We start from the raw sequence: 20,468 nt of genomic DNA on the forward strand, positions 1-20,468 counted from the left end.
AACTATTGAAAAGTAACAAATAATATTATAGTTGTTAGTATTTGGTAGGAGGGATAAAATGGGGAAGAAAGTGGATATAGCTGAAGTAAGTGATTTATCGGATGATTTATCATCTGCTGTTTCCGATATTCAATCACAACTGGATAGCATCAAGTCTAACATTGATCAAATTAATTCTATGGATTCTTTTTCGGGGCAAGCAGCAACAGAAGCAAAGGGATATTTTAATGACTTACACAAAACAGTGCTTGAATCATTCAGTAATTTATTTACAGATCTTGAAAGCCAACTAAAACAGCATCTGGATTCATTTCAGTCCCAAGTGGATAACAGTGCATCAGCCATTGTGGAAAGTGATTATCTAAATGAGAATAAAATGGATATAGATGATGCGTATGAGAATATTAATGCTGAACGTCAATCCATTAATCAAACACTCAATGATGTAGCGGATATCAGCAGTGTTGCAGCACCGGTATTTTCATCTGTATCAAATGATAAAAATGAAACAGTGGAAACAATTTTTGATTTGGAAGAAACCTTTTCTTCTTTTACGAGTGAAGGAAGTCAGCATGATTCTCAAATAAAAGATCTGTTGAATCATATTGAAGTGACAATTAATAGAGCGAATACACAGTCCGGCACTGCAAGATTTACTGATTATCAAAGCAGTTCTATAAATGTTGGCTTAAGTGCATTAAGAGGTTACATTGTTACAAATCAGAAAGATGATATTCAGAACTTGAGTGATAAAGAAAAAGCAATTTTAGCAAAAGCTGGAGAGGATTATAAAAATGGTAATATTGATTTGTCCACATTTATAGCCATCACCGTAGCTCTTAATCAAGGGGGGGCAGAGTACCTTAAAAACATAACCGATAAAAAGAAATTAAATGGATTTTCAAAAAGTGATGTACAAAAAGTTTCTGAATGGAATGAAGATAACTTTGCATTCTTTTTGGATTTAGAAAAGATACTTAAAGAACAACAAGAACTTGGTCCGCATGGAGAAAACGGAGGCTATGAAACGCCAGAGATTTGGGAAATAAATTTGCAGATTAACCAATATAAGGAAGCCCAAAATCATGCCTTACAATACAATGATGAAAAAGCCTTTAAAGAAGCTAAAGATAAGGAAAAGCAATTAAGAGAAAAGTATGCAGAATTATCGCCTTATTTAATTCAAGAAGATGAGCCTCCTCATCATTTACCAACAGAACAATTACAGTTGGAATCTGGTGAAACATTTCATTATAGAATAGATAGTGAAGGATATTTACATTACAAAGCAGAACCAGACTATGAATATTATGAGGAAAATCATAAGCAAACAACAGGTCAACAGGTTCAGGGAGTTGTGGCTAAAACGGTGTTTACAACATTACTTGGCAGGGGAGTCGGAGGTATTAAAACTAAAACAACAGAAAAAATAGGGACAATTGGTGGCGGTATCACTGGGGTTAGTTCAGAGCTCGCAGGTCCACATAAATGGAACGTTCTGTATGTTCCGAGTGCAGACGAAGTAAAAACTATGATTTATAGAACACATAAAGGCAACGGAGAAATAGAAAATTTAGTAATTGATTCTAAAGGAAATGAAATAATAAAGTATGAAGATTGGGAAAAATATAAATAAATTTGTGTCTACAAGGCTTAAATTGTAAATGTAGTTTGTATAAAACCTAATGAATTTTACTCAACCCTTGTTATTGCTGAAACTTAGAAAATATATGTAGTAATAAGATATAAGAAAAGCTTATTAAAGCATTTTTACAATAATTTGTAAGTATAGCTCAGTATGACCAATTATTTTAAATTTGTTTCATTCCTAATCCTCTCCAGAGTCACCTGTGGTGTCTCAATCAGATGAAAAATTCATAGGATGCTGCGAAGTATCAAGGAGTGATATATTATAATTTAGAGTACTGCAAAATAATTATTTAAAAGGACGATTTTTAATGAACCAAAAAACAACAACCATAATTTTTTACGGTACAGTAATCGGTGTAATTACATTCGGAGTCATTTTATTTAGTTTATTTTTAGGAGCTACACCAATTGCTGTGTTGACTCTTGCTGTGCTAATTATCTATCTGTCATTTAAGTTTTTGCCGGAGTTATGGGCTGAAATTATATTGGCAGCTGTATTAGTGATTTGTATTCATTATTTATTCCAATTTTGGTTGGGTACACTCGGATTGTTATGTTTCCTGATATTCCTACTTTCAGCTAAGTACTTAATTAAAAATAAAAAATGGTCAAAAATTGTAATGGAAATTATAACAGCGGTATTTTTATTAATGATTTTGATTCTTGCTCTGATACTCGGGATGAACTAAACTATTACCTTTGAACAATAATCACAAGAGTAAGTTTTATATATCAAAATGTTTTATAATAAATATCAGATTTAAAGTATGTTAGCCAATTATTAAGTATAGATTGATATTTTAATGAAGTTGGACACATTGTTTCTAGGGGAAATAAGAAGGTGAAAGAATAATCTTTTTTATTTTTATATCGCTTGGCGAGTATGAACTTAAGTTTTAGTTGAAAAAAAGCATGTTAGAAAGTTGAAGGAGTATTTTGAAATGGATATATTGCCAATTGGAAGTATTGTACGTCTAAAAGATGGAAATGTAAAATTAATGATATTAAATAGATCCCCTTTGTATAAAAAGGATGGAGTAACTGGCTATTTTGATTATTCAGCCTGCATGTATCCAGAGGGAAAAGTGGAAGAACAAGTATATTTCTTTAATAATGAAAATATTGAAGAAGTATACTTTAAGGGTTATGTTGACGAGCAGGAAAAGTCATTTCAAGAAGAATATAAAAAAATGATACAAAATGTTGACTACCCAAAGTTGTCAATAGATGATTAGACCCACCTATGCATAATATTCACATTTAATAATCTGACTCAAAGTTCTGAAATGAATATATACTTAAATGCTTATAAAGAAGGGTATAAGGTTATACTGTCTCCAGGGAAAGTAACGTTTTTTCGATTTAGTCTTAAATCTGTACTATAAGACACTGAATACATCCTTTCTTTTGATGTGTAACTTTATTCCCAAAAAATTGCCAAATCCTCATTCTATGCTGTTTTGCCTTTGCTTATTAGCTCTGAAGTTGATTAAGCTAATTATATTGAAAACGCGAATGTATAGAAGAACAATGAATAGGAAGGTGAGATCTTTGAATACAAGGCTTCTGTTTATATTGGCAAGTTTAGCTATTATGATTGCAGCTTGTAACAATACAGCAGAATCAGTTGATTCGAGTGATGTCAGGGAGAGTGATTTAACAGTTGAGGAAGCATTCACCAAAGCTCTTGAGGCCTCTGAAGATCTTGAAAGTACTGATGCAAAGATAAATATAAAATATGAAATGTCAGATGCAGAGGATGGAACAGTTATAGAGAGTACCGACAGTGATATTAATATGCAAATAATTATGGAACCATTCGCTATGCACCTAAAAGAATCAATGAATACGGAATTAGAAGGAATAAGTGGGGATATTCCAACAACAGATACGGAAATATATTTTGTAGAAGATGAGATGTACATATATAACGATTATAGCGGAAATGATGGGAATTGGGAGAAGATGGAAGTCCTTTCCGAATATAACATAGAAGAGATTCTTCAAGAGTATCCTGATCCTAATCAGCAGTTGGCCCAAATCGGAGAATACCTGGATGACCTTTCCATCACGAAATCAGAGGAGGCGTATATATTACAATTAGATGCTGATAGTGAAAGGGTTAATGATTTAGTTCACTCACTGGTTAGAGAAAACCTGCCGGAAGATGCGCTTGCGCCACTTGGAGAGGAAGTTCAAGAAGCATTAGAAAGTATGGAAGTTAATAATTTGATATTAGAGACCACCTTTGATAAAGAACCGTTTTATATGAGAACGTACAATTTGGAACTAGACATGAGAATGGATATTGCTGGAGAGAATAATAAAATTGTCCAAAGCATGGAAGCTAAGTACAACAACTTTAATACTATAGGTTCAATTGAAGTGCCAACAGATATTGAAGAGGAAGCTATTGTTCAGTAAAAGACTGTAAAATTATTATCGCTACACAGAGAAGGCGATGGATTTAATGGGTAACTATTGTCTTTAATATGGAAGTGTAAACTGCGAAGAGCTGGACGCATTTTTACATGTACAGCCACAGTTTAAACTGATCATTTTGTCGCTGTTTATTATTATTCTATTTAGTTATTAAAAATGGTCCGAGGTTATCCTTATATCATGGTAACTGATGAATATCTGCAATTGGATCCATTTACAAAAAATGAAGTAACCATTTACTTTACGGATATTGAATATATTTGAAGTTTCATTTCAAGACATCATGGAGATTGTATTAAATGACGAGGATGATTATTTTTATCAATTGTCCTTTAATAATAAAATCAGATTATTCATGAATCAAGTAACTGGATTTTCTCTATTTATGATAAGCACAAAATTCATTAGAAAACAAGAAAGACCTGCATTTATAGAGACGTTTGATCTCATAACAAAAAATAAACAACGAAGTATCCATCATGAAAATTGCACAAAATCAAAACGAAGAAACGGAATTCATGGAAAAATATGACCCAACCCCGCCTATCAATCGATCCATTGTTCGTTCATACTTTTTAAAATCCTACGGGGATGGATTTATCATATTTGCTATCTCGTATATATTTTTCTGTTTATTTAATAGTAAAGATAATAGTTATATTATAGTAAGCTTCATTCTATATCCTTTTGCGAAAGTGTTGCCCGATTGATTGTTCGGGTTTAAGGTAAAGATAGGCAAAAGGTTTTACTTTTTATTTTGAACAATATATATCATGCTCAACTTTTTTACTCCATGTTAGTTTATTTATTGCTCCCGTTGGAATATTATTCTTATTGTTACGTTTTGTCTCTATTCGGATAAAGGGGGTTAAATGGTTAGATGGTTAAAAAATTAACTGTCTATAGAACTTTTTACTCATTCTTCTGTTAGGTATAAGTTGTTTTAAATGGAATGAGTGTTGGTGTTAAGTAATATACATACAGAAAATTAAGAAGAAGAAATCTGTTATTACTAACTATAACTATATTATTATTTAGGCTAGTTATTACTGCATGCAGTGACTCAGATGAAGACATCACTACCGAATATCAAACGAACTGGATACAGTATCAGAAACAGGTGAACAAAAAGTAGTAAAGCCGGTTATACTGCGGGCTTAAATAATCTTCAATCAACACTTAATTCGTTAGATTATCAGAACAGAATGGCAGAGGGAGGATGATTTTATATATGGAAGTTCATGTAAGTAATGCACCCCCCCATTGCTTATGTGAAACAAAACTAGCACACTGTTTTACGGACAAGAATTGGTTTTTGTTATTTGGGGAGAAGAAACTTTTACTTTACCTTTTGGAGCGTTGGCACAACAAGAAGAGGTCGGCAAAAAAGGGAAGAAATAGCATAGTTGATGAATGATAATTCGCTTAATTAGAAACAGCGTAATTCACATAAGTATAATCATTTTAGATTAATTACGGATCATTTAGTGTAATCTCAAACTAAGCATTGCCGAAATTTTATTTATCCATTGAGTAGATATTTCTAGATTGGAGGGGTTAAGATGGGGAAGAAAGTGGATATAGCTGAAGTAAGTGATTTATCGGATGATTTATCATCTGCTGTTTCTGATATTCAATCACAACTGGATAGCATCAAGTCTAACATTGATCAAATTAATTCTATGGATTCTTTTTCGGGGCAAGCAGCAACAGAAGCAAAGGGATATTTTAATGACTTACACAAAACAGTGCTTGAATCATTCAGTAATTTATTTACAGATCTTGAAAGCCAACTAAAACAGCATCTGGATTCATTTCAGTCACAAGTGGATAACAGTGCTTCTGCCATTGTGGAAAGTGATTATCTGAACGAGAATAAACTGGATATAGATGATGAATATGAAAATATCAATGCTGAACGTCAATCCATTAATCGAACGCTCAATAACGTAGCAGATATCAGCAGTGTTGCCGCACCGGTTTTTTCATCTGTAACAAATGATAAAAATGAAGCTGTGGAAACGATTTTTGATTTGGAAGAAGACTTTTCTTCCTTTTCGAGTGAGGGAAGTCAGGGCGATTCCCAAACAAAAGATTTGCTTCATCAGATTGAAGTGACGATCAATAGGGCGAATACGCAATCCGGGAATGCGCGATTTACTGATTATCAACATACCTCAACAAGTATTGGGTTGGGTGCGTTAAGAGCTTATTCTGACAATAGTCGACAAGAAGAAATTGAGAACCTTAATGATGACGAAAGAGCAATTATTGCTCAGGCGGAAGAGGATTATGAGAACGGGAAAATTGATTGGTCAACCTTGGATTCTATTAAATCCGGTGTTATTGCAACAGGGGCACAATTTGTGAAAAATGCTGTTTCATCAAAGGTAACAGGTAAAGTAGCAGATGAGGTTGCAGAATCTATTGTTCGTTGGGCACAGCACAATACAGAGCATTTTGTTAATCGTGGTTTGGTAGCTGCTCCTGTGAACGGTAATAATGTATTATTTACAGAACCTCCATCTAATATGAGTCATGCAATACGAACTGGTGCCAGGTACGCCCCTCCAGTGGTGGGTTCAGCTATTGATTTTGGGGTCCAGATATATCAGGGAGAAGATGCAACGGATGCTGCAATTAAAACTGGTGGACACTTAGCTGCTGGTGCTATAGGAGCGAAAATTGGTACAATAGCTGGTGGACCAATTGGTACAGCAGTTGGGTTTGGAATTGGTATAGCTGGTTCCATGCTATTTGACGTGGTTTATGATAATAGAGCCCAGATAGCCGAAACATTATCGGATGTCGGAAGCGGTATAGCTGATGGTGCTAAAAAAGTTGGAGAAGCTGTTTCAGGATTTTTTGGTAATTTAGGATCGGCATTTGGATAATTAATTTAGGGGTGGAAAAGTGAAGAAGAAATTAATCCCACTTTATAGAGAGAAAGAAATTTATACTTTGTTTTATGATGTGACGCATAATAAGCTTTACAGATTCCCACACCGGAATAAGTCATCGTTAACATATATTGGTCTTTTCATACTAGTCCTTTATGGCTCGACCTTTTTAAATGATATATACCAGCCATATAGAGGTCTTTTACTCAATATCGGATTGTTTCTTGCAGCAGTATTGATTTGTTATTTTATTGCAAAATTTTTTATGAAAAACTATTATATACAAAAATTGGATAATGATGTTTTTTTTGATGAAAATAGCATGGAAAGTGTTGCTAACAAAGGATTGAAACAATTTCGTACTGAATTAAACCTAGGTGTTGGAGTAGGTGTGATTCTTACTGTATTTGGGTTCGTATTATTTTTCATGTTTAGTCAAATTGAACTTTTAATTATCGGCAGTTTGGGACTCGTTCCTTTATTTATTATATTTTTGACTCGCCCCTTTACAAGAAAAAAAATACTTCATAAGTTCCAAAACAAAGAAATCAAATTGTAATTTTAAATAGTCCATATTGATATACTTCACTTGCTGTAAAAAGTATATCAGACTATAAAAGATTAATTATTCAAGATACGAAAACGTTCAACAGATATTTAAAAGGGGGACTAATTATAAATGGAAATTCTACCTATTGGAAGCGTGGTTAAATTAAAGAATGGTGAAGTGAAATTAATGATAATAAACCGTGCACCTTTATATAACCGTGACGGAGTTATCGGCTACTTTGATTATTCAGCTTGTATTTATCCAAATGGGAAAGTGGAAGAGCAAGTTTATTTCTTTAATGACGAAAATATAGAGAAGGTATATTTTAAAGGTTATATAGATGAGCAGGAAGAATTATTTCAACAGGAATATGAAGAAAAAATAAAAAATGTTAATTATCCTAAATTCAAGATAGATGATGAATAGTAAATTAGATTGGCAGTGCTTGAGAATTCAAGAAGTTACATCTATTATTTCTTAACCCGTTGGCAATTTAATTATGGTACTGTTTCATTTTGCTAGATATTACGCTAAAGGAAAAAGCGTTTTATGAAACCTTGTACATATATTTAGAAATAGATTCCAACTGAATATTGTTGAATAAATCAAGGAGAGGGCAATGGATTCGATTGGATAATCCTTGTCCTTTTATTGACGGGGGGAAGAAAGGCGAACCTGTTGCCCTAAACTAAAGGAGCAGGTGTATTTGGCTGTTGTTTAATGACAGGCGCAAAAGTTGGTATTCAGTTTATACTTTGCAGTGATTACAGTTACATAGACCATAGTTTTGCACATTTTCCTACGTGCGTCAGAAACCAGGCTACTGTTGGTCTAGTAAGTAGGAGACTTGGAGGCCAGGATATATTCACACGGCCATTTATGACGAAGGAAAAACACCCGGGACCGATTGAGTGTTATTTTGCCATGGATCATGATCGTGTGAAAATTAAAATACCGGAATTAGGGAGGGAAAAAAATGACTTCACTCAGCCAGTTACGAGAACAAAAAAGGACGGTATTAAGGGGTATGGCTGATACAAGAAATAATATTTCAAGTGTGGAAGATAAGATCTCGCGCTTACAAAAAGCCTCAAGTAACCTGGCAACCAGTATCTCAGAATTGGAATCCATAAATAGTTCCATTGATGGTTTAAATATTGATACAGGAAGATGGAAGGGAAGAGAGCAGGAAAAATTTGAAGAGGATTATAGTAGTTATAAAGATAGAGTAAGAAATTATGTTTCCAGGACAGAGGATGCTAAAGATGCGATCGACCAGGATATAAAAAGGTACGAAGGAGAAAAAGCTATCTATACAACAGGATTAAACAACCTCCAAAATACGCTTAATTCACTTGATCGGCAAATAAACTTAGCTCAAAAGGAGTGATTTTAGATGATAGAGGAAGTAAGTATTAATCCTGGGGAGCTCAAATCCCAAATTTCAGCGCTAAGATCATCGGCATCAAGTTTAGAAAGCAGTATTAAAACCAGCCGTACGTTTAATAAGACGAATATCAAACCATTTATAAAGGATCTGGAAAATGTAATTAGAGCGATTGAATTGCTGCAGAAATATCAAACACTTTTAAACTCAGATATAGATATACTGGAGCAAACAATAGAACAGATGAGGGAGAATGATGAAAGGTTAGCGGCATTACAGAAAACGGATGTAACCGGGCCACAACCGCTACGTACCTAAGGGGGGATTATAAATGGGGCATAAAGTGGATATATCCGAGGTTATCGAGTTCTCGGATGATTTAAAGACTGCTGCTGCAGATCTTAAATCTAATTTGAATCGTGTGGAAGAGAATATTGAACAGTTGGATGCAATACGTTCTTTTTCAGGAAAAACAGCTAAAGAAGCAAAAAATTACTTTAATGATCTTCATAAAACGCTTTTAAAAACATTTGAAATCTTGTTCACTGACCTGGATGAACATGTAAAAAAACATCTGAATTCATTCGGTTCCAGGGTGGATAACAGTGATTCTGCTATTATTGAGAGTGATTATTTAATGGATACAGAAGGAGACGTGAATGACAGTTATGACCGTCTAAGTGCGGAACAGGAATCTGTCAGGGAGACAATTGCCAGTGTCTCTGATATCAGCAGTGCCAACCACCCTTCCACCATGTCACTTAACAGTGATTATAGATCGGTCATTAAAGTAATAACCGACTTAGAGAGGAGTTTGGAATCCTATACTACAGCAGGCAGGAGTGAAATTTCAGAAACGGAAGAATTGCTTCATCACATTGAAAAAGCGATTCAGAATGCAGGGGCTGTTGCTGGTCCAGGCCGATTTACTGATTACCAAGGTAATGTCTCTAGTGTTGGTTTGCACGCTTTGAGAGAATTTAATGATGACAGACGTGAATTAGTGCTTGAAAAGGCGAGGGATGCTAAGGAATCAGCGATAAAATATATGAATGAACCATCCCAAGAACTATTAAATAAAGTTTATCAAGACTTGAAAAATGGTAAAATTGACGAAGCCGAGTACTATGAGCATTTGGCTGAGATTAGGAAGATTAATAATGAAGAAGAAGGGGAAGTATCGGAGAATTTTATTAGGTATGTTATGGATAACTTTGGCGATGTTGCCGATGATTTAAGAGGAAATGCTATTACCAGTATTATCGGTCAAAAAATCAAAGATGCTGGAAACGACAGATTAAATCGTGCTGATTTAGTAAAAGCCATGAATGCAAATAACCCTTCTTCTACTTCTAATTATTTAAGGGAACAAGGAAACAAAATCTTAAATGTTGGAAGGGCAGTGAGTGGTACATTAGCCGCATTGACTATTGGGGCTGGAACTTACATTGATTTTAAACATAATGATAAAACTGCTGGTGAGGCATTTACAAAGAATGCTACTGCAGGTGGAATAGGTTTTGGAGTAGGTATGGGGACATCAGCAGCTATAACGGGGATCGCAGCACTTTTTGGAGCTGCTACCCCAGTAGGATGGGCCATAGCAGGCGGTGTAGCTGTAGGTTCTCTTGTAACATGGGGGTTTAACTGGGCATATGATAGTAATTTTCTCGGGATACAAGACGGCTTGGACTGGGCAGGTCAACAACTAGATAAAGCAGGTGAACAAGTAAATAAGGCCTGGAACTGGGCTGATGAAAAGGTTAATGATGGCCTAAATTGGGTTGGTGAAACTGTTAAGGGTGGGCTTGATTTCATTAACCCTTGGTCTTAATTTCGTCAATCCATTCAGTTAGTTTATGAATTTTGGAAGGAGTCATTGAAGAAAAATAGAAAGTGAGAGAATATAATGAATTGCAAAGTAAATGGTGTAAAAAAAAATCTAAGGTATCGCATTCTAACTATTAATGATCAAACTTATATTTTGGACATGGGGAGATCATTTTGGAAAACTTTATTTCCTTTATCTTATTGGATCTTTCCTAATACTGCTTATAAGGTAAATGATCATGAAATTATAAAAAAAATGAAGTCACCGGAAGTAGAGCAAAATAAAACAGGAGGAGATAGTGTTTTGGCGGGGTTTTTGGCTGTGGTATTAGCCAATTTAATAGGGCCTGTTGCAGGTTACTTTGATGTTCCAAGCACACCGCTCGTCAATTCCATTATACTATTGCTTGTTATACTGCTGATACTTTTCGCATTTTTTTATATAAATAATAGAAGTAAAAAAAGCTTATTTAGCATAGTAAATCTAAAACAATTCCCAATGAAGCGTTTATGGATCCGGCCTCAGTCATATAAGAATTTTTTCTTCATTTTATTTTTTTATTTATTGTTATTGGGCTCTATTATTTTGCTATGGGGTGGTTTCATTCAATTAGCAAATGCAATGATTCTTTTTACTGGTATGATCTTAATGATTATTACATTATTGATTAGTGCTTTGACAGTACCAGTAGGCCAAACCAGTGTGAAATTTAAAGATGATAAGAAGGCCGATGTTTAGAATTAAATTTAAAATTAAGTTTTATAGGTTTAAACAAGAGAGGGGAATCAACATGTTACCAATTGGATCGATTGTATATTTAAAAGAAGGAACAAGCAAGTTAATGATTTTGAACAGAGGACCGATTCTTTCATCAGAGGAGACAGATGGTAAAGGGATAATGTATGATTATACGGGATGTATTTATCCTCAAGGCTTAGATCCGAACAATGTTTTCTATTTTAATGAAGAGAATATAGATAAAGTAGTATTTGAAGGATACAAAGATGAAGAAGAAGAACGTTTCCAGGAAATTTATGACAGTTGGCTGGAGGAAAATAGATCATCTATTGTTAAGGGCGCGGTAGAGGGTCCTTTAAAAACCTGACTTGATTACTTATTTAAACGAAAAACCGGGCACAGGGAATACTTATTTAGCAATGATAATTCTTTTAAATTGATGGGTAGGGCAGTGGATTAAACTGAATAATCCTTGCCCTTATTTATTAGGGAGAAAACTACCTTAGTTTAGTAATGAACTCTTTACCTTCATTTTATAAAGTATGAGTCTTGACAATGGGTCTACTTTCAATTGCCAGTGTCTCTGATATCAGCAGTGCCAACCACCCTTCCCCATGTCACTTAACAGTGATTATAGATCGATCATTAAAGTAATAACCGATTTAGAGAGGAGTTTGGAATCCTATACTACAACAGGCAGGAGTGAAATATCGGAAACAGAAGAATTGCTTCATCACATTGAAAAAGCGATTCAGAATGCAGGGGCTGTAGCTGGTCCAAGCCGGTTTACTGATTACCAAGGTAATGTCTCTAGTGTCGGTTTGCACGCTTTGAGAGAATTTAATGATGATAGGCGTGAATTAGTGCTTGATAAGGCGAGGGATGCTAAGGAATCAGCGATAAAAGATATGAATGAACCGTCCCAAGAACTATTAAATAAAGTTTATCAAGACTTGAAAAATGGTAAAATAAACGAAGCCGAATACTATGAGCATTTGGCTGAGATTAGGAAGATTAATAATGAAGAAGACGGGGAAGTATCGGAGAATTTTGTTAGGTATGTTATGGATAACTTTGGCAATGTTGCCGATGGTTTTAGAGGAAATGCTATTACTAGTATTATCGGTCAAAAAATCACAGATGCCGGAAACGACAAATTAAATCGTGCCGATTTAGTAAAAGCCATGAATGCAAATAATCCATCTTCTACTTCTAGTTATTTAAAAAAGCAAGGGAATAAAATCCTAAATGTCGGTAGGGCAATAGGTGGGTCATTAGCCACATTAACCATTGGGGTTGGAGCATATATTGATTTTAAAAATACTGACAAAACTGCTGGGGAGGCACTTACAAAAAATGCTGCAGCAGGTGGGACGGGTCTTCTAACCACTGCTGCCACCTCGGGAATTATAACAGAGGTAGCGGGATTTTTTGGAGCTACTACTCCCGTAGGATGGGCATTAGCAGGCGGTTTAGTGGTTGGTACTGTTGCAACAGGGTTATTTAACTGGGCATACGATAATAATCATTTAGGCATCCAGACTGGCCTAGACTGGGCAGGTCAACAATTAGACAAAGCAGGCGAACAAATAAATAAAGGTTTTAACTGGGCAAGCGATAAAGTTGAGGGCGGTTTAAACTGGGTTGGTGAAACTTTTAAAAGCGGGCTTGATGCTATCAATCCATTTAGCTAGATAATAAATAAGAGGAAATAGGTAAGAAGTTTGAAAATGGAGAGGGTGGAAATTAAATGAAATGCAAAGTAAACGGTGTAAGAAAAAATTTAAGATATCGTATCCTGACTATTGATGGTCAAACTTACATCCTGGACATGGGAAGACCATTTTGGAAAATTTTTTCCCCTCTATTTTACTGGATATTTCCAAATACGGTTTATAAAGTAAGTGATCATGAAATCGTAGAAAAATTGAAATCACCAGAAGTAGAACAAACTAAAACAGGAGGTGCTACCATATTAGCTGGAACTTTTGCTGTTATTTTAGCTAATTTACTACAACCTTTGGTGAATTACTTTGATGTTAAAAGTACCCAAATCGCAAATTCAATTATTGTTATGATTGTAATATTAATCGTGTTGTCTTTATATTTCTATATGAGTAGTAGAAGTAAAAAAAGCTTATATAAAGTGCTTAACCTAAAAGAATACCCAACGAAACAATTATGGATTAAACCACAAACATATAAACATTTTCTCTTCGTTTTCTTTTCTTATTTACTTTTCCTGGGGCTAACTATTCTAAGCTGGGGTGGGTTTATTCAACTTGCGAATGCAATTATCCTATTCGCCGGAATGGTTTTCTTTTTCCTTTCGTTGTTAGCCAGTGTATTAAGTTATGCTCTAGGGGAAAATAAAGTGATATTTAAAGATGACAATAAGGTAGCAGGTTAAATAAATTATAAAACAAAAATTAAAAAAATATAGGGGGGGAATAGTTACCATGTTGCCAATCGGATCAATTGTATATTTAAAAGAAGGAACAAGCAAATTAATGATCTTGAACAGAGGGCCGATTCTTTCATCAGAGGAGACAGATGGTAAAGGGATAATGTATGATTATACGGGATGTATTTATCCTCAAGGCTTAGATCCGAACAATGTTTTCTATTTTAATGAAGAGAATATAGATAAAGTAGTTTTTGAAGGGTATAAGGACGAAGAAGAAGAACGTTTTCAAGAAATTTACGACAGTTGGCTGGAAGAAAATAAAGCAACTATTGATAAGGGTACGGTAGAGGGTCCATTAAAAACTAAGTAAAATACTTATTTAACTAAGATATGGATACCAGGTATACTTATTTAGCAATGATAATTGTTTTAAATTGATGAGTAGGGCAGTGGATTAAACTGAATAATCCTTGCCCTTATTTATTTAAGTAGGATGCTTTCATGGGTAGCGATAGCCTGGACTACTGAGTATGCATCTGTCCGGAAAGGTTCACCCTTGACAGATGCATACTCAAAAGAAGTGGGTAAGAAACACTGGCTATGCGGTTAGAGAAGATATTTTAATTGAAGTTTGTAGTGCAAGCCAAAATATAGGTACTAACTAATTTAGGGGTGAAAAAGTGAAGAATAAGTTAATCCCACTATACAGAGAGAAAGAAATTTATACTTTATTTTATGATACGGCGCATGATAAAATTTATAGGTTTCCGCATCGTAACAAGTCATCATTAGTATATATTGGTCTTTTCTTACTGGTTCTCTATGGTTCTATTCTATTGAATAATATTTACCAGCCATATAGAAACCTATTACTTAATATAGCATTATTTTTTGCAGCAGTAATAATTTGCTATTTCATTGCAAAGTTTTTTATGAAAAACTATTATATACCAAGAATGGATAATGAAGTTTTGCTTGACGAAAATACAATGGAGCAGTATGCCAGAAAAGGTATGAAACAATTTCGTACTGAATTAAGCTTAGGTATTGGAGTAAGTGTAATTTTAAGTTTAATTGGTTTTATACTATTCTTCCTAATGAGTCAGATTGAATTATTAATTATCGGCAGTTTGGGGATCATCCCTTTATTTATTATATTTCTTACCAGACCTTTAACACGTAATGCAATACTAAAAAAGTTTCAAAACAAAGATGTAAAAAAACTTTGAAGTACAAATTAAGTTTAAAAGATGGAGAGTGGAACAATGAAATGAATTGCAAGGTAAACGGTGTAAGAAAAAATTTAAGATATCGCATCCTGACTATTGATGGCTATTCCTGGGATTAACTATTCTAAGCTGGAGTGGGTTTATTCGGTTAGCCAATGCGAATATCCTCTTAACAGGAATGAATTTCATGTTCATTTCATTATTAGCCAGTTTTCTGAGTATTGCATTAGGGGAAAATAAAGTGATATTTAAAGACGGTAATAACAAAGCAAGTTAAATATATTATAAACAAACTAATAATCAACACACTTACAAACTCTAAAGTTTAAGGAAGGACAATTAGCATGTTACCAATAGGATCAATTGTATATTCAAAAGAAGGAACAAGTTCTTAACAGGGGTCCACCATAGTATACTGAATAGACGAGGGGGAATAGTGTGCGAATCATTTATATTTTAATAAAAATTTCAGTCGTCCTAATGTACATATCAACTTTCTTTGAGTTGACTGAAGGTTGGATCCATGTTTTTAACACTTTACTTTGGACACCTGCATTTTTCGCTATCATTTTTTTAAAAGGATATACGCAAGGAATGATTTTAACAGTAACATTCGGCATTGGTATTTTGGTTGAGCCTTTTGTTCTCTATAACCTTTATGGGGTTGCTGCTTTTTTTCAAGCTCTACTATTCATGCCCATTGTTTTTTACTTTCTTTACCTGCATAAAGAGAATTTGTAATTTATCAAGGTCTATGGATAGATCAAATCGACTCGCTTTAAAGTTGCCGAATACGATGATGTAATGAATAAGATTACCGTTAGATGTGATAATTTATAGAAAACAAACTTGTAGGGAATCGAAGAAGTGTTTCTTAACAAGTGGCATATTAATGACTAACAACAGAGAGGCATATAATTGTAGACTAGCACATGATCACTTGAGTTGTATGGGGCAAGTATATAAATTGTGTCTTGGAAAAGGATCAGGAGCTGCGCTTGTTTTCCTTTTCCCTATTTTTGAAACCTCATGCAACACGAAGAAGTGTATGACGTTTGAGGAGGCAGGGCTGGAGCTTTGAATAACTTGTGGCCGGGTTGAGTCTCCGTATTCTTCATTCGACAAATTTCGTAAAAAACGGGGAGTGACAGCGTATAATGGTAAATAAGTCAATAGGTAATTTTACCGAAAAAAGGGTAAGTTTAACTAAAGCCCTTCATTTTCTTTGTTTTCTGAAAAGACTCATCCATCACAGAACTTTATAATAGAGCCCCTCTAGAACGTAAAAGGGATCTTGCTTTTTTATCCTGCAGAGGATACAACCTAGTGATATAAACTTAGATTTTCACGTATTATTCGTACTTGCAGGACAAGATCCATAACGCTGTCACACGAGGTCTGGAGCCTCAGGCACGTTGTTCAATGTAATCTAACGTCCTAGAGGAGCTCCATTTTCACTTCCTATAGCTTATAAAAACAAATGGCTTTAATCAGTTCATGCTTCGTGTTCTACTTAGTGAATAAAAACATCAAATAATATCATTCATGCCATGTATCCCACCATCCTTGACCTTGTTTGTGTCCGTGGTAGTGGTTTTGATGGCGGATGGTAGAAAAACAGCCTTTAGGGCTCCATCCGCATCAGCAGCGTACCACGGACATTCACTTCTAAGTTCCGCTGGCGGGGCCCCGCCCCCTTCCAGCGATCACTAAGAAGTGGCACGGCGGTCAAGGGCAAGCAGCTAAAGCTGTGGTTAAGATAGTGCTATTTTCCAGTGAATGGATCACTTTTGTCATAACTGGCTCACTGTCTATAATTACTTAATTTCCAGTTAGGCAGACTGATAGTCTATCGTTGCGGCAAATTTTTCGAAAAACAGCTTTGTATTAGCGCTGTGCAGCTTTTTGCTTATTTGATTGAGTAAAGTATAATCTTTATGATTTGTACGGTATAACGTCTGATGCTTAATCATGGAAAAGGCTAATCGAATCATCCGGTTTCCCAAAGCAATGTAAGCCTGTGGAGCGACTTTTCCGCGTTCAATGAGCTCTTTATATTTCTGTTTCATTTCCGGGTTATTACTGGCTAAAGACCGGCCGGCCTGATAAACAACATTTCGGAAAGGCTTCCTCCCCTGTTTGGAAACAGCGTAGTAAGAAGGTCTCCTATCCCCTGACTGCTTCACGACTGGGTTTGTCCCTGCCATTTTTATTAATTGTCCCGCATGATCGAAATCAGAAATATCCTCCATTTCCGCGTATAATTCAGCTCCAGTAACGACTCCAATACCCGGCACGCTAAGAAGGACCGCCCCCTCTGTCTGTACAAATAAATCCTCAATCTCTCTTTCCAGCTTTTTAATCTGTTTATTTAATAATTCCAGTTGATCCAGACGCTGATTAAGCAGGAATTGATCCGCCTGGACACATTCCTTTGGCTGTGAAATGGATTGATTGGCAAAATCAAGCAAGCATTGAATCGTATCATCTCGCAGTTTTAGATTTTCACGTACCGAAAGAGCACGTAAGCCTTTCACTCCAAGTTCCACGATATCGCTTGGATGTGGGCAATTTCTCATGATGTAAACCGACGACTTCCCAAATAAATCGGAAAAGGGCTTTTTCTGTTCTCGCTTGCCGTTTTCCCATACACTTTTCCCTTGAAATTCGCGGAATATATGGTCTAAATGGACACGTATTTGATTTTGTACAGATGAACGCTCTGCCACTAACTCACGTCTTGCACGAGTTAGCTTTTGCAGGTTATTCATCGTATCCGAGCTTAATTCATGCGTTGTGCCATGACCGTATATTATCGCTTGTACAATCGCCATTAAATCCAGGTTGTCTGTCTTGGATGAATTTAAAAGCATCTCCCGTACTTGTGCTGTGGTCGCTGCATTTATAACCCGAACCATATAACCCTCTTTATAACTGCGCCTCACCAGATCCTCATAATAATGCCCCGTTGTTTCAATGCCAATAACAACCTCTTTCATTTTATGTTTTTTCTTTTCACTCTCAACCAAATTCCTTACCTTCTCAAATCCAGTCCCGGATGCATCAAACTCAAATGGTTTTACCAGAATATCTCCATAAAATGTACAGATTGTGGCCTTATGCGTATACTTCGCTGCATCCACCGCTACGATTAATATCTTTTCTCCTCCTGTTTTTCGAATAAATTCTGCCCATCGACTTCCATTCTTACCTTGAATATGGTTCAATAATGTATGGACCATCATTTTCATCTCCTTTGAGTGATTAGTAATTGGAAGTTCTGTGATAGGTACTTCTATTTTACATTGAAAATGATGGTCTTTCTTCATTTATGAACTATTTACTATACTAGGCACCGGATACCCCGGATTCCAATAAGGGAGAGAAGCTAAGTATGAATAAGATGATTTCCAGTTTTATGTTCGTTGGTCTACTGTTGTTGGCAGCTTGTAATTTTTCAGTGGAGTATGGGTCCGGCGGCAGCAATGAGAAAGAAGATTTGCAGTTACAGATGACAAAGGCGGACGAGGAAGCAGGGGTTACAATGGAAGAAAGTGAAGTGTATCAATTTCTTGATGAATTTGTAAAAGAGGATCCAAAATATGGGGTCGTCAATGATTTTTCCATGAGATCGGCAACAATGATAACCGATGCCGAGGGGAATGAGCAAATGGTATTTATAGCGGTGAACCGGCTCGGCGAACCGATTAAAAATGTGGAATTTATTTTCAGTTTAGGTGATTCAGAGAATAATATGATCTGGGATCGTGTTCATATCACCATGAATGAGGAAGTAGCCGGAGTACTTGAAAACAACGCAGCTATGCCAATATTACTTCCAATTACATCTGACGAACAAATGGAGCTGATCAATACTATTAATCAGGATGATCTTCAGATGGATTTCGCAGAGTTTTCGTATGAATCTGTGGAATAGACGGTGAAATGGGAAAAGCGTTGGGTAATTACTGCTCTAACCGGGGAGTGACAGGCACCCCATCATTTTGCGATGCTTTCCAGTTGATTTTTTAAAAAACCGGGACCATATATTTATTTCATGACATTTGGCCGGGATGGAGTGGAAGTGTTATTTGTTTTTCGATATGATATAAGAAATTACTTAATTCAAAAAATGATAAACATTTATATAAGAGGATTTGTTTCCATGCGTTGCTGTTCTAAAAAGGGGGGATCACGTGTTTCAACAAAAGTACATCGGGAAAAATAAATTAAATTGTATTCTTTTAGAAACGGTAAATCGTGGCGAAGCGTACATATCAATCAGTTATGGTGCAGGTTACGGAGATAGGCTGATAAATGAGGATAATAAAATGATGTGGATTGGCTCCGGCAGTTCCAACATATTAACCAACTTGAAAAAGAATCAGCTCGAGAAAAAAATACCTGAGTTGAAGGTTCATACGCAGATTTCCATGGATACTTCAACTATCAATATAAAAATCACAGATGGCAGATTAACAGATTTTATTGATCCGATTCTGGAGTCCCTCTTTACAGACAAAATTAATGAGGAAGAGTTTAACTACCAGAAAGAAGTCTCTGCAAAAGATTTTGAATTACATATGAAAGACCCCACTTTTAACAGCATGATGGATATCCAGGAGTTTGCTATTCCCAACCGGTTATATAATACTTCTTTATTACAACAGGATCTGGCAGATGTTTTGTATGATGATATTGTTTTATTAAATGATACATTATTCTCTCCAGACAATGCTATTATGATTATCGCTCATCATGACCAAGACTTTAGTGAAACCAGGTGGCTGACAGAAAAAATAGCGTCAAGAACGGTTGAGCGGAAAGTCCAGCATGTATACAAAAGAATGAATTATAAGAACACGGTAAAGAAAGTCTATGATTCCCGGAAAGAACGCTCGATAGGGACACTACTGATCAGGAATAAGCCTGGTGATTTTAAAATGGAAATGGAATTAGTGTATTTACATGTTATCGGGGCTATTATTTTTCATGAAAACTACTATGTTAATATCAGTAAGGATTATGCAAGTATTGTATATGAAAACAGGGGGGATACAGACTTTCTTTATACCATATTAACAAAGAAATGGGATGAAAAAGACTTCTACAAAGCAAGGGATCAATATTACACCAGTCTGCAGTATGTAAAAACGAATGATGCAGAAAAATTTATATCCATTCTCAGTCAGCATTTAGTAAGGGGGATAAACTTACTGAGGGTAATGAATATATTTGGCGATGTCACTCATGAAGCATTCATGGATTATATTCAGGCAATCAAAATAAAAGTGGCTGAAATGAAAATTATTTATTCAGGAGGAGGTGTTTAAA

The 20,468-nt window shown here is 35.4% G+C and carries 21 protein-coding genes; 20 read left to right on the forward strand and 1 reads right to left on the reverse strand.

Going from position 1 to position 20,468, the window contains the following annotated elements:
• The first annotated feature begins 58 nt into the window (after positions 1-58).
• From ACZ42C_RS20060 to ACZ42C_RS20145, 18 genes are all read left to right on the forward strand, one after another.
• Positions 59-1,636 carry a T7SS effector LXG polymorphic toxin gene (locus ACZ42C_RS20060; RefSeq protein ID WP_461182289.1) on the forward strand — a complete coding sequence of 526 codons (1,578 nt, stop codon included), beginning with the start codon at positions 59-61 and terminating at the stop codon, positions 1,634-1,636.
• Between the two features lie 322 nt (positions 1,637-1,958).
• The gene (locus ACZ42C_RS20065; protein WP_461182288.1) at positions 1,959-2,339 is read left to right on the forward strand and encodes a hypothetical protein; all 381 of its coding nucleotides are present in this window, start codon (positions 1,959-1,961) and stop codon (positions 2,337-2,339) included.
• Between the two features lie 252 nt (positions 2,340-2,591).
• Complete coding sequence (locus ACZ42C_RS20070; protein WP_461182287.1) at positions 2,592-2,885, forward strand: DUF4176 domain-containing protein; 294 nt, start codon at positions 2,592-2,594, stop codon at positions 2,883-2,885.
• Positions 2,886-3,201: 316 nt separating this feature from the next.
• The gene (locus tag ACZ42C_RS20075; RefSeq protein WP_461182286.1) at positions 3,202-4,074 is read left to right on the forward strand and encodes a DUF6612 family protein; all 873 of its coding nucleotides are present in this window, start codon (positions 3,202-3,204) and stop codon (positions 4,072-4,074) included.
• 1,580 nt (positions 4,075-5,654) lie between these two features.
• Positions 5,655-6,986, forward strand: a complete 1,332-nt coding sequence (locus tag ACZ42C_RS20080; RefSeq protein ID WP_461182285.1) for a T7SS effector LXG polymorphic toxin — start codon at positions 5,655-5,657, stop codon at positions 6,984-6,986.
• 19 nt (positions 6,987-7,005) lie between these two features.
• The gene (locus ACZ42C_RS20085; RefSeq protein ID WP_461182284.1) at positions 7,006-7,551 is read left to right on the forward strand and encodes a hypothetical protein; all 546 of its coding nucleotides are present in this window, start codon (positions 7,006-7,008) and stop codon (positions 7,549-7,551) included.
• A 120-nt stretch (positions 7,552-7,671) separates the two neighbouring features.
• Positions 7,672-7,968: a DUF4176 domain-containing protein gene (locus tag ACZ42C_RS20090; RefSeq protein ID WP_461182283.1), complete on the forward strand. Its 297-nt coding sequence runs from the start codon at positions 7,672-7,674 to the stop codon at positions 7,966-7,968.
• A gap of 294 nt (positions 7,969-8,262) precedes the next feature.
• Entirely contained in the window at positions 8,263-8,577 is a 315-nt protein-coding gene (locus ACZ42C_RS20095; RefSeq protein ID WP_461182282.1) for a hypothetical protein, read from the forward strand.
• Positions 8,570-8,932: a YwqH-like family protein gene (locus ACZ42C_RS20100; protein WP_461182281.1), complete on the forward strand. Its 363-nt coding sequence runs from the start codon at positions 8,570-8,572 to the stop codon at positions 8,930-8,932. The genes ACZ42C_RS20095 and ACZ42C_RS20100 overlap by 8 nt, the downstream gene beginning before the upstream one ends.
• A gap of 6 nt (positions 8,933-8,938) precedes the next feature.
• Positions 8,939-9,247, forward strand: coding sequence for a TIGR04197 family type VII secretion effector (locus tag ACZ42C_RS20105; protein WP_461182280.1), 309 nt, complete (start codon positions 8,939-8,941; stop codon positions 9,245-9,247).
• Positions 9,248-9,260: 13 nt separating this feature from the next.
• Complete coding sequence (locus ACZ42C_RS20110) at positions 9,261-10,763, forward strand: T7SS effector LXG polymorphic toxin (RefSeq protein ID WP_461182279.1); 1,503 nt, start codon at positions 9,261-9,263, stop codon at positions 10,761-10,763.
• A gap of 75 nt (positions 10,764-10,838) precedes the next feature.
• Positions 10,839-11,498 carry a DUF443 family protein gene (locus tag ACZ42C_RS20115; protein ID WP_461182278.1) on the forward strand — a complete coding sequence of 220 codons (660 nt, stop codon included), beginning with the start codon at positions 10,839-10,841 and terminating at the stop codon, positions 11,496-11,498.
• 52 nt (positions 11,499-11,550) lie between these two features.
• On the forward strand, positions 11,551-11,865 hold the full coding sequence (locus tag ACZ42C_RS20120; RefSeq protein ID WP_461182277.1) for a DUF4176 domain-containing protein: 315 nt from the start codon (positions 11,551-11,553) through the stop codon (positions 11,863-11,865).
• Between the two features lie 307 nt (positions 11,866-12,172).
• A complete protein-coding gene (locus tag ACZ42C_RS20125; RefSeq protein WP_461182276.1) occupies positions 12,173-13,192 on the forward strand; it encodes a hypothetical protein in 1,020 nt (339 codons plus the stop codon).
• Between the two features lie 56 nt (positions 13,193-13,248).
• Positions 13,249-13,908: a DUF443 family protein gene (locus tag ACZ42C_RS20130; protein ID WP_461182275.1), complete on the forward strand. Its 660-nt coding sequence runs from the start codon at positions 13,249-13,251 to the stop codon at positions 13,906-13,908.
• Between the two features lie 49 nt (positions 13,909-13,957).
• Complete coding sequence (locus ACZ42C_RS20135; RefSeq protein ID WP_461182274.1) at positions 13,958-14,275, forward strand: DUF4176 domain-containing protein; 318 nt, start codon at positions 13,958-13,960, stop codon at positions 14,273-14,275.
• Positions 14,276-14,585: 310 nt separating this feature from the next.
• Complete coding sequence (locus tag ACZ42C_RS20140) at positions 14,586-15,134, forward strand: hypothetical protein (RefSeq protein ID WP_461182273.1); 549 nt, start codon at positions 14,586-14,588, stop codon at positions 15,132-15,134.
• A 438-nt stretch (positions 15,135-15,572) separates the two neighbouring features.
• Complete coding sequence (locus tag ACZ42C_RS20145) at positions 15,573-15,875, forward strand: hypothetical protein (RefSeq protein ID WP_461182272.1); 303 nt, start codon at positions 15,573-15,575, stop codon at positions 15,873-15,875.
• 1,091 nt (positions 15,876-16,966) lie between these two features.
• On the opposite strand, the gene ACZ42C_RS20150 is transcribed toward ACZ42C_RS20145, so the two are convergent.
• The gene (locus ACZ42C_RS20150) at positions 16,967-18,379 is read right to left on the reverse strand and encodes an IS110 family RNA-guided transposase (RefSeq protein WP_464891251.1); all 1,413 of its coding nucleotides are present in this window, start codon (positions 18,377-18,379) and stop codon (positions 16,967-16,969) included.
• A 149-nt stretch (positions 18,380-18,528) separates the two neighbouring features.
• Here ACZ42C_RS20150 and ACZ42C_RS20155 point away from each other — a divergent pair, with 149 nt between their 5' ends.
• Both ACZ42C_RS20155 and ACZ42C_RS20160 read left to right on the forward strand, forming a co-directional pair.
• Positions 18,529-19,071: a hypothetical protein gene (locus tag ACZ42C_RS20155; protein ID WP_461182968.1), complete on the forward strand. Its 543-nt coding sequence runs from the start codon at positions 18,529-18,531 to the stop codon at positions 19,069-19,071.
• Between the two features lie 259 nt (positions 19,072-19,330).
• Positions 19,331-20,467 carry a hypothetical protein gene (locus ACZ42C_RS20160; RefSeq protein ID WP_461182967.1) on the forward strand — a complete coding sequence of 379 codons (1,137 nt, stop codon included), beginning with the start codon at positions 19,331-19,333 and terminating at the stop codon, positions 20,465-20,467.
• Position 20,468 lies beyond the last annotated feature (1 nt).

It is taken from the genome of Virgibacillus kimchii, from assembly GCF_055379185.1.

What these genes read in the sequence shown, in the direction of transcription:
- ACZ42C_RS20110 (WP_461182279.1), top strand. Translation starts at nt 9,261, where the DNA reads ATGGGGCATAAAGTGGATATATCCGAGGTTATCGAGTTCTCGGATGAT.
- ACZ42C_RS20120 (WP_461182277.1), top strand. Translation starts at nt 11,551, where the DNA reads ATGTTACCAATTGGATCGATTGTATATTTAAAAGAAGGAACAAGCAAG.
- ACZ42C_RS20105 (WP_461182280.1), top strand. Translation starts at nt 8,939, where the DNA reads ATGATAGAGGAAGTAAGTATTAATCCTGGGGAGCTCAAATCCCAAATT.
- ACZ42C_RS20100 (WP_461182281.1), top strand. Translation starts at nt 8,570, where the DNA reads ATGGCTGATACAAGAAATAATATTTCAAGTGTGGAAGATAAGATCTCG.
- ACZ42C_RS20095 (WP_461182282.1), top strand. Translation starts at nt 8,263, where the DNA reads ATGACAGGCGCAAAAGTTGGTATTCAGTTTATACTTTGCAGTGATTAC.
- ACZ42C_RS20060 (WP_461182289.1), top strand. Translation starts at nt 59, where the DNA reads ATGGGGAAGAAAGTGGATATAGCTGAAGTAAGTGATTTATCGGATGAT.
- ACZ42C_RS20065 (WP_461182288.1), top strand. Translation starts at nt 1,959, where the DNA reads ATGAACCAAAAAACAACAACCATAATTTTTTACGGTACAGTAATCGGT.
- ACZ42C_RS20130 (WP_461182275.1), top strand. Translation starts at nt 13,249, where the DNA reads ATGAAATGCAAAGTAAACGGTGTAAGAAAAAATTTAAGATATCGTATC.
- ACZ42C_RS20150 (WP_464891251.1), bottom strand. Translation starts at nt 18,379, where the DNA reads ATGATGGTCCATACATTATTGAACCATATTCAAGGTAAGAATGGAAGT.
- ACZ42C_RS20135 (WP_461182274.1), top strand. Translation starts at nt 13,958, where the DNA reads ATGTTGCCAATCGGATCAATTGTATATTTAAAAGAAGGAACAAGCAAA.
- ACZ42C_RS20070 (WP_461182287.1), top strand. Translation starts at nt 2,592, where the DNA reads ATGGATATATTGCCAATTGGAAGTATTGTACGTCTAAAAGATGGAAAT.
- ACZ42C_RS20090 (WP_461182283.1), top strand. Translation starts at nt 7,672, where the DNA reads ATGGAAATTCTACCTATTGGAAGCGTGGTTAAATTAAAGAATGGTGAA.
- ACZ42C_RS20080 (WP_461182285.1), top strand. Translation starts at nt 5,655, where the DNA reads ATGGGGAAGAAAGTGGATATAGCTGAAGTAAGTGATTTATCGGATGAT.
- ACZ42C_RS20115 (WP_461182278.1), top strand. Translation starts at nt 10,839, where the DNA reads ATGAATTGCAAAGTAAATGGTGTAAAAAAAAATCTAAGGTATCGCATT.
- ACZ42C_RS20155 (WP_461182968.1), top strand. Translation starts at nt 18,529, where the DNA reads ATGAATAAGATGATTTCCAGTTTTATGTTCGTTGGTCTACTGTTGTTG.